Here is a 13320-nt window from a genome sequence, read left to right on the forward strand (position 1 = left end):
GACCGGTGCCGGGGCGGTCTATCAACGCAAAAGGGGCCCGCGCAAGGCGCGGACCCCCCTGTCGGCGCTGGGCCGAGTTACTGTTGCGCTTCGTAGGTCGGCAGAGCGTTCAATTCTTCTTCGGTCTGCGTGACATAGACGCGGATCTCTTCGCCACCTTCCTGACGCAGGAGCTCGATCGAATCCATCGCCATCGCCACCGGCTTCTCACCAATGCCCAGGAAGCCGCCCACATCGATCACGAGATCGGACACCTGCCCGTCCTCGGACAGGACGATCTCGCCCACTTCGCCGATGCGCTCGTCATTGGCGCCGTAAACCGCGGCGCCCTGCAGGCGGTCGGCGGTGAAGTCCTCGGCACCGGCAGCAACGAAGCCTTCACGGGCCGACGGGGCCTCGGCCGAGGTCTGCTCCGTACCGGTCACGGCCGTTCCGGTCGTGCCCTCGGCAGTGGCCGTGGCTGTGTCGTCGGTCGTGGTGGCCGTGGCCGCCGCTGCGTCGGTCGAGGCGGTGCCCGCTGCCGCATCGTCGGTCGCGGCCTGGGCGGTCTGGTCGGCCTCCATCTCGGTTTCGGTCGTGGCGCCTTCGACCGCGTTCTCCGCGGTCTGGGCTGCGCCGGCGGCGGTATCGGCTACCGCTTCGCCAGCGTTCCCGACAGCTTCGCCCGTCGCTTGGGCCGCATTACCGGCCGCGTCGGCTACGTTCTCGCCTGCATTGGCGACGGCCCCGGCCGCAGCGCCCACCGCCGCCCCGGCCGCAGCCCCGGCTGCCGCGCCCGTAGCGGCGAGACCAGTCGCACCGCCCTCGACAGCCTGTTCGGTCTGCTCGGCCACCTGCTCGGCGTTCATGTCACCGTTCGCGGCATTGTAGTCGGGCGCGCCCTCGAGCGCCTCGCGGGTCGTGTTGACGACCAGGAAGAAGTCGTCGGCGTCTTCGGCGGTGGCCGAGTCCGACACGAATTGCAGGGAATCCATCGTCAGGGCAACTTGACGCTCGCCAATGCCGAGGAAGCCTCCAATATCCACGAGGACGGCCTGCACCATGCCCTCGCGGTCAAGGACGATGTCGTTGATCTCGCCCAGGTCTTCCCAGCCTTCCTGGATTCCGGCCATTTCCTGGCCCTCCATGGCGGCTTCGGTGGCATACACGCGCATGCCAAGGAAGTCCGAGCCACGGATCTCCATGGATTCAGGGGCCTGACGGAAGATATCTTGGGTCGCCTGAGTCTGGGTCTGGTCTTGGGCAAGGGCCGGGATAGCCGTAGCCCCCAGAAGTGCGGTGGACAGCAGCAGCTTTTTCAAGAGCGTTCTCCCATATAGTAGAGTCGGTGGGCTCGATGAGCCCGGGCGCGCGAAGTCGCGCTCGGGCCTCCAACGCCGAACCAAGGGGGCAGTTCCGCGCCGGTCATGGAGCGCTCCCCCGGGGACGCCACGACAGGCCGCGCACCCGCCATGACAGCCCCTCGGTCAGGCGAGCGAGGTCCTGGGGATCGTCGGACTCCACGATGCCGGTGATGATGCGCCCGGTTTCGCGCAGGCACAGGCTTACGCCCATCCGCTGCGCGCGATCCATCAGCCGCTGCGCCTCATCGTCGATGCGGTCTTGGTGCAGGTCGCGCGGGGCACCGTCCACTAGTTCGGCGGTGGCCCTGCGGAACGCGCCGACCCCGTCCCAGAGGATGGAGAGGGAAATGAGCCCCGCAGCCGCGGCGTCGGCCCACCACAGCCCCCAGGCGATGCCCAGGATGCCGAGGATGCCTGCGACCCCGGTCTGCCAGTCCGCCTTGTTCATCTCCGAGTCGGTGACGAGCACCTTGTCGTTCAGGTCCTTGGCGGGCCGCTGCTTGAGGTGGCCCAGGACGACCGGCGGAACGATAGAATAGGTCAGCGCGCCGATCATCAGCCAGCCGAACCACACCTCCTGCCCAAGAAGACGGATCGATCCGATGACCGGATGCTCGCGGCGGATCAGGGTGGCCACGGCCTCGTAGAAAAGGATGGCCCCGAAGGCCAAGAGCACCGTCGCCGCCGCGAAGAAGGCAAGCGAGGCCGCCCGGTCGAAGCCGAACGGAAAGCGACGCGTGGGCGCGCGGCCCTCGAACCAGGTCGCCAGGAGAAAGAAGGTCGGCGGCAGCAGGCTCAGACAGTCCTCGATCCAGGCCGAGCGCATGGCTTGGCTCTGGCCGGTGACGAGCCCCACCACCGCGATGACCGTGCCAAGCCAGAACAGGGACCACCATTCGAGCCGGCGTCCCCGCACCATCGCTTGCTGGACCTGCGGCGGATAGTCGGGGCGGATGCGGCCGCTGGCGCCGTGGGCCTTCGGGGTCAGGCCGGCCAGCGCGGTCATTGGCGACGCTCCTCCTCGGCGTCTCCGACCGCGCGGTTGGCCGCGAGCAGCATGGCGTTCTCGCCGGGGCGCAGCAGGATCACGAACTCCTCGCGCCCGATGGAGTTCGTGGCGGCGACCTCGTCCAGATAAGGCGTGTCCTTGGGGATCGCGCCTGCAATCGCCTGCACCTCCCCATGCCGAAGAGCATCGATCGCGGAATGCAGGTCACCGGGCCCCAGCACGAGTTCGGCTTCCAGGCGTTCGGCCAGTCTGCGCAGCGTGCGGTCCTCGTCGGCAGTCAGCTCCGGGGCGACGACCAGGACCACCAGGGTCTCGCCCAAGGTCTGGTCCCGGGTCCGGTGGGGGTCTCGCGGCAGATCGCATGAGGCGGGAAGCGCCAGGAGCCCCGCCAGCAGGCCTGCCAGCGCGCCCTGGCCTGCCATCTCAGCTTCCCACCGGGGTGCCGCCGTTCACGTGGATGACCTGGCCCGAAACGTAGCTGGCATCTTCGGAGGCAAGATATAGATAGGCCGGAGCGAGCTCGTAGGCCTGACCGGCACGGCCCAGCGGCGTGTCCTGACCGAAGGTGGCGATCTTTTCGGGAGGCATCGTTTCCGTGATGAACGGCGTCCAGATCGGGCCGGGCGCCACGGCGTTCACCCGGATCTTCTTTTCGGCCAACTGGGCAGCCAGCGACCGGATCAATGCAAGCTCCGCCCCCTTGCCCATGGCATAGTCCACAAGCTGCTGGTTGCCCTTGTAGGCCACCACGGACACGGTCCCGATGATGTTGCTGCCTTCCCGCATGTGCGGGAGCGCCGCCTGCACGGTCCACAAGTAGCCCAAGGCATTGACGAACAGCGTGTTCTGCGCCTGCTCCGGGGAGACGTTCAGCACGTCCTCCTGCACGATCTGCATGGACGCGTTGCAGACCAGGACATCAAGGCTCCCGCCCAGCCATTCGATGGCTTCGCGAGTGGCGCGGGTGTTCTCCTGGTGGATGCCCGCGTCCATGCCGACCGCGTGGCCTTCGCCGCCCAGGTCGCGGATGCGCCGGATGGTTTCCTCGGCATCCTGCGGATCGGAATAGTAGGAGATGGCGACCTTGGCACCTTCCCGTGCAAAGAGCAGGGCCGTGGCCCGCCCGATGCCCGAGGATGCCCCGGTGATGAAGGCGGTCTTCCCCTTCAGCTTGTCGCTGCCTTTGCCGCGGGGGGACTCGTCGAACGGTTGGCTGGGATCGGGCATGGTGCGGCTCCTTTGGGTCCGGGGCAGGAAAAGGGCACCGGTGACGGGGCGGTAACGTGGCTCCTCCGCATCCGGGTTCCTGTGCTGCCGGAACTTCACGGGCCCGTGGTTGTTCCGCACAGGACGAGCGGACCGCTTGAATGGGGAACGCGCGCGAGGGGAACAACGGAGGATGCGGGATGCCCGACGGACGGCCAGGTGATCGGATGCCTGGAAGCAAGGTCCCGCCTTATGCGCTCCATCATCCCCGTGCTTGGGGAGCGGACCCGCTGGACCAGGGAACTTGGCGCTTCTCGCTCTGGGCGCCCCAGGCCAGCGATGTGGCGCTCGATCTTGGCGGCGACCGGCTGGTCATGGCCAAGGACGCCGGCGGCTTCTGGCGAACGACCTGCGAAGCCAAGGCGGATGGTCCCTACGCCTTTGTCGTGGACGGTCAGGCCACCCCCGACCCCTTGGCCCGCGCCCAGATGGGGCTGGACCTCATGGGGCCGTCGCGCCTCGTGGACCCCCGCCACCATGCCTGGACCTCCGAATGGGCCGGTCGCCCCTGGGAAGAGGCGGTCATCTACGAGCTCCACCTCGGCACCTTCACGCCCGAAGGCACCTTCGAGGGAGCGATGGGCAAGCTGCCCGAACTGGCGTCGCTGGGCATCACCGCTCTCGAGATCATGCCGGTGGCTCATGGCCCCGGCCGTCGCGGCTGGGGCTATGACGGTGCTCTCCTGGCCGCGCCGCATCCGGCCTACGGCACGCCCGAGGCGATGAAGCGCTTCGTGGAGGCCGCGCAGGCCCAGGGGATCATGGTGATCCTCGATATCGTCATGAACCACTTCTCGCCCGAAGGGTCGGACTTGGAGCGGATCGCGCCCGACTTCTTCGACCCCGCGATGAGCAGTCCCTGGGGCACCGGCATCGCCTTTGCCAAGCCCGCCGTGCGCAGCTTCTTCACCGACCTCGCCTTGGGCTGGATCACCGAGTACCGGCTCGATGGCCTGCGCTTCGATGCGATCCACGAGATGAAGGACCCGCATTCGGACACCGAATTCATCGTGGAACTGTCGCGCGCGATCCGGTCGCGGGACTTCGGCCGACCCATCCACCTGATCGCAGAGGATCCGCGAAACAACCCCGTCCTGATCCGCGATGGCCTGTTCACCGCGCAGTGGGACGATGACTTCCATCATGCCATCCACACGCTTCTGACCGACGAAGCCAGCGACTACCTGGAAGACTTTGCCGTCGATCCGATAGGCAGGCTCGAACACCTGCTGGCCCGCGGCTTTGCTTGGGAGGTCGACGAGGCCCCGGAGCCCGAAGCCGGGCTGCCCCTCTATGGCCTGCCTTGGACGGCCTTCATCATACACAAGCAGAACCATGACCAGATCGGCAACCGACCGGACGGTGGGCGGCTCCTGACCCTTGTAGAGAATGCCCGCGCGGTCGAGGCGCTGCATGCATTCCAGCTCGTCTCGCCCTTTGTGCCGATGCTCTGGATGGGCGAGGAAGAGGGCGAGCATGGTCCGTTCCACTATTTCTGCGACGTGTCGGAGGAGCTGGCCCGCAAGATCACGGAAGGACGCAAAGAGCAGTTCGGGAAGATGTTCGGCCGAACGGACTTCCCGGATGCCAACGACCCGGCCACCATGGATGCTTCGCGCCCTTTCACCGAGCCGGACAGCGAACATGCCCTATACTGGCGCGAGCTGACGCGGCGGTTGCTCGCGCTGCGGCACGAGCGGATCGTGCCGCTCTTGAAGTCGGGGCGTACCGGGCCCGCGACTGTCGTTCGGCGGGGCAAGTACGCGCTGTCCGCCGCTTGGCCGTTCCGGGACGGCACCATCACTGCCTATATCAACTTGGGCTCGCCGTCCGACGATCCCGCGCCCACAATGGCCCCCGAGCCCAATGACCTTGTGCTGGGCGACATCGCCAGCGACCCCTACGCCTTCGCCCTCACCGTGAGCCGCACATGACCGCTTCCCTTCCCCTCGCCACATATCGTCTGCAGCTCCGCGAGGGGATGACCTTCGACAGAGCCATCGACCGCCTGCCCGCGATCAAGAAGCTGGGGGCCAGCCACCTTTATCTGTCGCCCATCTTCACGGCCACGCGGGGATCGACCCACGGCTACGACGTCACCGATCCAGGCGAGGTCGAGCCCAGCCTTGGCGGGCGCGAAGGGTTCGAACGACTGGCACGGGCCGCACAGGATGCAGGTCTGGGCGTCATCATCGACATCGTGCCCAACCACACCGCCTTCAACCTCCAGAACCCCTGGCTCCTGGACGTGCTGCGGCATGGGGAGCGGAGCCGCTGGGCGCGCCACTTCGACATCGACTGGGGCGCGGGCCGCCTCGTTCTGCCTTTCCTGCCCGAACCGTTCGAGGCCATGCTGGACAGTGGCCGCGTGGAGGCCAAGGAAGGCGAGGACGGCCCGGTCCTTTGCGCGGGCGAACTTGAGATCCCGCTTACCCCCCATCCGCTGACCGAAGCGGAGCGCGCGGGCGAGCCCGAGGCGCTTCGCGAGCTCCACGCCCGCCAGGCCTGGAGGCTTGCGCACTGGGAACTGGAACGGGACGGGGTCACGCACCGGCGCTTCTTCAACGTGACGGGCCTGATCGGGATGCGCGTGGAGGACGGCCAAGTCTTCGACGACACTCATGCCCTGACGTTCGACCTTCTGCGCGCGGGGCTGGTGCAGGGCCTGCGCGTGGACCATGTGGACGGCCTCGCCGATCCCGGCGCTTATCTGCAACGTTTGCGCGAGGCGGTCGGAGACTGCCCGATCTGGATCGAGAAGATCCTTGTGGGCGACGAGCGGCTGCCTCCCTGGCCCGTGGAGGGGACCACGGGCTACGAGGCCTGCGCAGCTATCACCCGTGTCCTGACGGACCAGAAGGGGCTTCAGGACCTTGACGCGCTCTGGCGGCGCGAAACGGGGGAAGAGCGCGAGTGGCCGCAGGTCCTGGCCGAGGCCAAGGGTCAGGTCATCCTTCAGGATCTCGCCGCGGAGCTTGCGCAGCTCAAGAACCTTGCCATGACAGCGGCCTGTGCCTCGGGCGAGGTGGAGGCGGGCGAGGAGGCCCTGCGCGAGGCGGTGCTCGCACTGCTTGTGGAGGTGCCGCGCTACCGGACTTATCTCGAAGCCGAGGACCCGGAGCGCAGGGTCGAGGATCTGGCGATCATGCAGAGCTGCGCGGACCGGGCGGCCAAGGGGCTGGTCAGCGACGTGGCCCTGCGTTTCGTGGCCCGCGCGATCTGCGATGGCGACACCGAGGAGGCGCTGCGGCTGCGAGTCCGCTTCCAGCAGGTCACCGGCGCGTTGATGGCCAAGTCGCAAGAAGACACGGCCTTCTTCCGTTTCACCCGCTGCCTTGCCCATTGCGAGGTGGGGGGCGAGCCGGGCGATCCGGTCTGGACAGCCGAGCAATTCGGCGCTTGGCTGGGCGAGAGGTCCGGACGTGACCTGACGCTCACCTCCTCACATGACACCAAGCGGGCCGAGGACGCTCGGATGCGTCTGGTCGCCATGACCCACCGCCCCGACGCCTTTGCTCGTATCTGGGAAGCCAGCAAGCGTGTGAGCGGAGCGGACAGGGTGCCGGTCGCGACGCGCTGGTACATCGTGCAAAGCCTTCTCGCACTCTGGGAGGACGGGCGCAACGGCTTGGCCGACCGGCTGGCCAAGCACCTCGAGAAGGCCATGCGCGAGGCCCGCGAGGTCACCAACTGGACCCACCCGCGCGAGGACGCCGAGCAGCGGCCCGAGGACTTCGCCCGGGCCTTGGCCGAGGGCTGGGCCAAAGAGCTGCCCGACGGCGCCTCCGAACTGATCGCACGGGCCGACGAGCTGTCCCTGGCCCAACTGGCGATCAAGTGCGTCATGCCGGGCATCCCGGATTTCTACCAAGGCGCTGAAGGCCCCCTGCACCACCTGACAGACCCCGACAACCGGCTCGCCGTCGACTGGGACCGCCTGGGAGAGCCCGAGCCTGGACGTTTTGCAGAGCACAAGGACGCTCTCACCCGGCAGCTTCTGGCGCTCCGGGCCGAACATCCCGGCCTGAGCACAGCAACAACCCGGATCGACGAAGCCGGGCAGGGATGGCGGCTGGTGCGCGAAAGCGGCGACGGCCGTTTGGTATTGTCGCTGGCCTGGGGGCAAGGCAAGGACGTGGTTCAGGTCGAATGGTCGCCCCTGGAGTCGGTCCACGCCGCGGAATGATGCAGCCCTGTCCGTCGCGGACTAGCCTCGGGCGCCGATCCAGTGCGTTTCGCCACAGGCCGGGAACCCGATCCGACCCTTGCGGTTGAGCCCGGTCAATCATCCCGCCACTGACCGGAGGCCCTATTTGGCCCGCCTCGACGACCTAGATTTGTCCAAGACCCTGGCCGTTCTTCTTGCCGGGGGCTCCGGCTCGCGCCTTCACGAGCTGTCCGACCTAGAGGCCAAGCCGGCCCTTCCCTTGGCGGAGGGACGACTCGTCGACTTCGCCATCGGCGGAGCAGTTCGCGCCGGCGTGCCCCGCCTGTCCGCCCTGCTGGGGCACCGGCCCGAGACGCTGACCCGCCATATTCCGGCACGGTGGGGCGACCGCATCGCGGTCACGCTCCCCGACACTCCGGTCTTCGGGCCCCAAGGTACCATGGCGGCCCTGTTGCGGATGCCACAGGACGACGCCCAAGAGTTCCTGGTGCTGCCGGGCGATCAGGTCCACGACCTGGATCTCCGGGCCCTGGTCGGGGCGCATCGCCATGAAGGCTCGGTTGCGACCTTTGCCGCCTCGGGCGACCGTCGAGGGCCCTGCGTGTTCGACGCAGCCTGGCTCCGTGCCTCGGCCGCGACCGACCTCGGCCGGGACATCTGGGAGGATCTTCTGCCAGCGCTTGCCGCCGCAGGAAAGGCACGGGCCTGGACGGTGCCGGCCGATGCCTATTGGCGCGACATCGACACGCTGGACGACCTGCGCCTGGTCTCGCTCGACTTCCAGCGCGGCTGGCCTTGCATCACCCCCCCGGGCGAAAGCGCGACCCCGCTTGTCGATGATCCGCGCGAGCTTGCCTTCGAAGCGGGTGGCATCTCCTTGTCCGTTCCGCGCTTCGGCGCGCGGACGCCGGGACGCTGGACGGTGCTCGAGGACACCGTCGTCATGCCGGGTGCCCGCGTGGCGCCAGGGGCTCGCCTGACGCGGGCCTTGGTGGCGCCGGGGGCCATCGTGCCAGCCGGACTCGTGCTGGGCGACGACCCGGAGGAGGACGCTCGCTGGTTCCGCGTGACACCGCTGGGCACTAGCCTCGTCACTCCGCCCATGCTCGCGGCCCGCGCCGCCGACCGCATGCGCGCCCGTCTTCAGTCCCGGTCCGCCGGGCTTGCCACGTCAGGACGCCTTTGATGCTGAAACGACCCGCTCCGTCCCTCGGCTTCGATCCCGAATCCGCGCACTCCGACGCCTTGGGCGCGCTCTTTGATGGGCAGGGCACCAACTTTGCCCTCTTCTCGGAGAATGCCACCCGCGTGGAGCTTTGCCTCTTCGACGATGAAGGAAAGACCGAGACTCACCGTCTCGACCTGCCCGCGATGGAAGGGGGAATCTGGCACGGCTACCTGCCCGGCATCGGGCCGGGGCAGGTCTACGGCTACCGCGTCCACGGACCCTACGCCCCGGCCGAGGGCCATCGCTTCAACCCGCACAAACTGCTCCTTGATCCCTATGCGCGCGAGTTGCGGGGCGAGATCGTCTGGGACGACGCCCTCCACGGCTACGATCTCGAACAGGGCGATGCCACGCCCGACCTGCGCGACAGCGCCCCCTTCATGCCCAAGGCCGTGGTCGTGGACCCCGATTTCGACTGGGAGGCCGACCGCGCCCTGCGGACCCGCTGGCAGGATTCGTTCGTCTATGAGGCCCATGTGCGCGGCCTTACCATGCGCCATCCCGGCGTGCCGCAGGCGGACCGTGGCACCTTCCAGGGCCTTGCCGCCCCGCCGGTGATCGACCACCTCAAGGCGCTGGGCGTCACCGCCATCGAGCTCCTGCCCGTTCACGGCTTTGCCAATGACCGCTTCCTCGTGGAAAAAGGCCTGTCGAACTACTGGGGCTACAACACCCTGTCGTTCTTTGCCCCTCACGCCCGTTATCTCAAGTCGGGCACCATCCGCGAGGTCAAGGAAGCCGTGCGCCGCTTCCACGCGGCAGGCATCGAGGTGATCCTTGATGTCGTGTTCAACCACACCTGCGAGGGCAACGAGAAGGGGACCACGCTCAGCTTCCGCGGCATCGACAACGCGAGCTATTACCTGCTCTCGCCCGAGGACAAGACGCATAGCTTCGACACCACCGGGACCGGGAACACGCTCAACGTGGCGCATCCCATGGTCCTTCGGATGGTTCTCGACTCCCTGCGCTACTGGGTTCAGGTCATGCATGTGGACGGCTTCCGCTTCGACCTCGCCTCCACGCTGGGCCGGGAGCCCTCGGGGTTCGAACGCGAGGGTGCGTTCTTTGCCGCCCTGCGCCAGGACCCGATCCTCAGCACCGTGAAGCTCATCGCCGAGCCGTGGGATGTGGGCGAGGGGGGCTATCAGGTGGGCGGCTTCCCGTGGCCCTTCCGCGAATGGAACGACAAGTTCCGCGACGACACCCGAGGCTTCTGGCGCAAGGACCAGGGCCTCGTACCCGCCATGTCCGAGCGGCTGCTGGGCAGCCCCGTCCAGTTCCACCATTCGCACCGTCCGGCGACCTCCTCGGTCAACTTCGTGGCCGCGCATGACGGCTTCACGCTGTGGGACACGGTCAGCTTCAACGACAAGCACAACGAGGCCAACGGCGAGGACAACCGCGACGGCCATTCCAACAACCTCAGCGACAACATGGGCGTGGAGGGGCCGAGCGACGACCCTCGCATCCTTGGCAGCCGCGAGCGGCGCGCGCGCGCCATGCTGGCCACGCTGCTCCTCAGCCAGGGCGTTCCCATGATGCTGGCGGGCGACGAACTCGGCCAGACCCAGGGCGGCAACAACAACGCCTACGCCCAGGACAACGAGACCGCTTGGATCGACTGGTCCGCCCCGCGCGAGGGGCTGCTCAGCGCCGTGCATGACCTCGCCGCCTTCCGGCGGGAAGCGCGCCTGACCCGGCTGCGCTTCGCCGAGCCACCGGGGCAAGGGGTGGGCGACGGACCGGTGACGCGGTGGCTTCATCCCGAAGGCCGCGAGATGACCGATGACGACTGGCACGACGAGGGCCTCCGGTGCTTCGGCGCGGATCTTTCCCTCCCTGGCGGGCCACGGCTTCTGATCCTGCTCAATGCCGGCGACGCGGCGGTCTTCACCCTGCCCGAAGGGACATGGCACCTCCGGCTCGACACCGCCCGCAAGCGGGTCGCCTGCAAGGAACTTGCCGGCGCGGAGGTCCAGGTGGATTGGCAAAGCGTACAGGTGCTCTGGAACACGGAAACCTCGGGTCTGCCCAAGGGCGAAGGCGCGATCGTCGATTAAGACCGGCTGGCCAGGAGATCGGCCACATGGAGGAACGGGATGTCCGCCCGGCGCGCCGCCTCCCGGTCCACCTCCGCGTCGCCCACGAAGAGCGTGGCCTCGGGTCCGATCTCGTGGAACGCCATGGCCTCGTGCAGGAGACCGGGAGCGGGTTTGCGGCAGCCGCAGCCCGCATCCATGGCATGGGCGCAGAACCGGACCGCGCCATCGGGCGGACGATGGCCTGTCGCAGCCTCGGCGGCGTCCTGCAGCAGGCGGCGGGCCATTGCGGCGGTGAGGTGCCCGTAGAACACGTGATCCTGGTTCGAGGCCATGCCCAAGCGGAGACCGTCCGGGCCCCAGCGCAGGCTCGCCAAAGCTTCGCGAATGCCCGGCATCGGTTCCCACTCGCCGGGACCGTGGGGGCAGACCTTGCCGGGGATGGTGACGCGGCGCAGCGTGTTGTCCGCATCGAAGATGACCAGTCGGACATGGTCGGGAAAAGGCGATCCCATCACGCGCGGCCCTCCCGCTCCAGTTCCTGACGGAGGCGGGCGGCATAGCGGTCCCGGTCCTTCGCCATGCGAAGGCCGTCCATGCTGCCGCCTAGCGTCTCCGCCGCGAGACTGGCGTACCCCAGGCGATAGGCCAGGTAGGCCACGGTGTAGAAGGGGAGCACCGTCACGACGTCGCGGTCGCCGCTGCGCTCGGTGTAGTCCTCCAGAAGGCGATCCAGCGCTGCGTCACCCATCCCGAACTCGACCGCCGCGCCGGCCAGATCCCACGCGATGTCCTGCATGCCAGGCCAGAAGTGATCGTCGTGATGATCGATGCCATCGGTCTTCAGGATCCCCGTCGCGGTCCGCAGCCATTCCTGCGGCAACATGCGCCCGTCGCAAGCCAAGGCGGGTCGGGCCAGCACCGCCGCGCGCTGCCGATCCATCCAGCCGGTTCGTCCAGCGGCCTCCAGTCCAAGCCCCTCGGCCAGATTGGTCCGCGTCATGTGCAGGATATCCTCGAAACGCGGCACGTCCGCCCTGGCCTGTCCGGAACGGAGAAAGGCGAGGTACCCGCCCATGGCCGCCAGCAGGGCTCCGTCCAGATCCTCCGGCCTGAGCGGGGTACCCTGCACGGCGTCATAGGCTAGGAATCCGTCCGCCAAGCCCCGCACGGCGGGCGCCAGCCCGGCTTCTGCCTGCCATTCGGCGCGGTCGAGGGCGCGCCGGCCCCGCTCTACCAGCCCTGCGAACTTGAGAAAGAGGGGAGCGTTCCCGTCACGTGTGAGGAGATACTTTCGACGTTCGTGCTGCGGCTGCACGGCAGGCTCGTCATCCGGCGAAGCAAGAAGCGCTCGCCACAGACCGCCTGACAGGTCGCGCAACGTGCCACCCCCCCAGGGGCGGACCAGACGACCGGAGTCCAGCAACACGTCCTCGAAACCGGCGGTCCACCGCGCCAGCCGGGGCCAAAGATCACGGGCCCGCTCGGAGCGGAGGCCCGCACCATCCGAGTCCCAGCTCGGGAACAGCGCGATGCGATGCTCGGGGCATCCTGCCCTCAGGGCGGCCTCCGCGACGCAGGCAAAGGACGAGCCGCTGATTCCAGGGCCTTCGTCCACAATCAGCACATGCCCCGACGCGCCGGCCTCGAGCGCGGCTTTCAGGCGCGGCCCCAGGCGCAGCTCGCGGTCGAACGGGTGGCCGCGCGGACGGACCGTAAAGGTTCTCACCGCGACGCCGGCCGCCTCCAACTCGGCCGCGACGACGGCGGACAGGGTCGTGCCGATGCTGCGCAGCCCGATGACGGTCGCATAGCGGGGGGACGCGGCTTTCAGGAAACGGCGCGCGGCCTCGGCGTACATCTCGGGGTACAGAGCGTAGAACGAGAAGCCTTCGGGCTCGGAAACCTTCACCAGGGTCGGAAGCGGCCCTGCCTCGATCGCGGTCAGCGTCGCCGCGGCCGAGGCGAGCCGGTCGCTATCCGCATCGGACCGGACCGCATGGGCCAGATCCATGACAACGGAGCGACAAGTTCGAGCGAGAGGATGCTCCTCGTCCTTCTCGGGCGACAGCATATCCACCAGTCCCGCTTCCAGCACGCCCGCAGCTACGAGATGGGCAGACGGCTCGACATGCGGGGCCGCAATGGCTTGCCGCAACGAAGCCACGAGCGCGCGCGGATCTTCGGTGCGGCTCCGGTCCGAATAGACGATCATCGGGACAGCACGACCGCCGCCCCGACGGTGGAAGCACGGCCCCGGTTGC

General features: G+C 68.1%; 10 protein-coding genes. 4 read left to right on the forward strand and 6 right to left on the reverse strand.

The window, feature by feature from the left end; translation table 11 throughout:
- Window positions 1-77 precede the first annotated feature (77 nt).
- The 4 genes from FHG66_RS13045 to FHG66_RS13060 form a co-directional block, all read right to left on the reverse strand.
- Window positions 78-1301 (reverse strand): PRC-barrel domain-containing protein, encoded by a 1224-nt coding sequence (locus FHG66_RS13045; protein WP_139077464.1) that lies wholly within the window; start codon window positions 1299-1301, stop codon window positions 78-80.
- Between the two features lie 103 nt (window positions 1302-1404).
- Window positions 1405-2349, reverse strand: a complete 945-nt coding sequence (locus tag FHG66_RS13050; RefSeq protein ID WP_218013845.1) for a cation efflux transmembrane domain-containing protein — start codon at window positions 2347-2349, stop codon at window positions 1405-1407.
- A complete protein-coding gene (locus FHG66_RS13055) occupies window positions 2346-2774 on the reverse strand; it encodes a type 2 periplasmic-binding domain-containing protein (protein ID WP_139077465.1) in 429 nt (142 codons plus the stop codon). Before FHG66_RS13055 ends, FHG66_RS13050 begins: the two co-directional genes overlap by 4 nt.
- Before the next feature lies 1 nt (window position 2775).
- Entirely contained in the window at window positions 2776-3579 is an 804-nt protein-coding gene (locus tag FHG66_RS13060) for an SDR family oxidoreductase (protein WP_139077467.1), read from the reverse strand.
- A 206-nt stretch (window positions 3580-3785) separates the two neighbouring features.
- Between FHG66_RS13060 and FHG66_RS13065 the strand changes: the two genes are divergently transcribed.
- From FHG66_RS13065 to glgX, 4 genes are all read left to right on the forward strand, one after another.
- Window positions 3786-5552, forward strand: coding sequence for an alpha-amylase family glycosyl hydrolase (locus FHG66_RS13065; RefSeq protein WP_139077469.1), 1767 nt, complete (start codon window positions 3786-3788; stop codon window positions 5550-5552).
- Window positions 5549-7804: a malto-oligosyltrehalose synthase gene (treY, locus tag FHG66_RS13070; RefSeq protein ID WP_139077471.1), complete on the forward strand. Its 2256-nt coding sequence runs from the start codon at window positions 5549-5551 to the stop codon at window positions 7802-7804. The genes FHG66_RS13065 and treY overlap by 4 nt, the downstream gene beginning before the upstream one ends.
- Window positions 7805-7931: 127 nt before the next feature.
- Window positions 7932-8972, forward strand: coding sequence for a sugar phosphate nucleotidyltransferase (locus FHG66_RS13075; RefSeq protein WP_139077474.1), 1041 nt, complete (start codon window positions 7932-7934; stop codon window positions 8970-8972).
- On the forward strand, window positions 8972-11077 hold the full coding sequence (glgX, locus tag FHG66_RS13080; protein ID WP_139077476.1) for a glycogen debranching protein GlgX: 2106 nt from the start codon (window positions 8972-8974) through the stop codon (window positions 11075-11077). Before FHG66_RS13075 ends, glgX begins: the two co-directional genes overlap by 1 nt.
- Here glgX and FHG66_RS13085 read toward each other — a convergent pair.
- Together FHG66_RS13085 and FHG66_RS13090 are read right to left on the reverse strand one after the other, a co-directional pair.
- Window positions 11074-11571, reverse strand: coding sequence for an HAD-IIIA family hydrolase (locus FHG66_RS13085; RefSeq protein ID WP_246082596.1), 498 nt, complete (start codon window positions 11569-11571; stop codon window positions 11074-11076). The two genes, glgX and FHG66_RS13085, sit on opposite strands and share 4 nt — an antisense overlap.
- On the reverse strand, window positions 11571-13271 hold the full coding sequence (locus FHG66_RS13090) for a hypothetical protein (protein WP_139077480.1): 1701 nt from the start codon (window positions 13269-13271) through the stop codon (window positions 11571-11573). The genes FHG66_RS13085 and FHG66_RS13090 overlap by 1 nt, the downstream gene beginning before the upstream one ends.
- Window positions 13272-13320: the final 49 nt, after the last annotated feature.

This window comes from Rubellimicrobium rubrum, assembly GCF_006152115.1.
Taxonomy (GTDB): domain Bacteria; phylum Pseudomonadota; class Alphaproteobacteria; order Rhodobacterales; family Rhodobacteraceae; genus Rubellimicrobium; species Rubellimicrobium rubrum.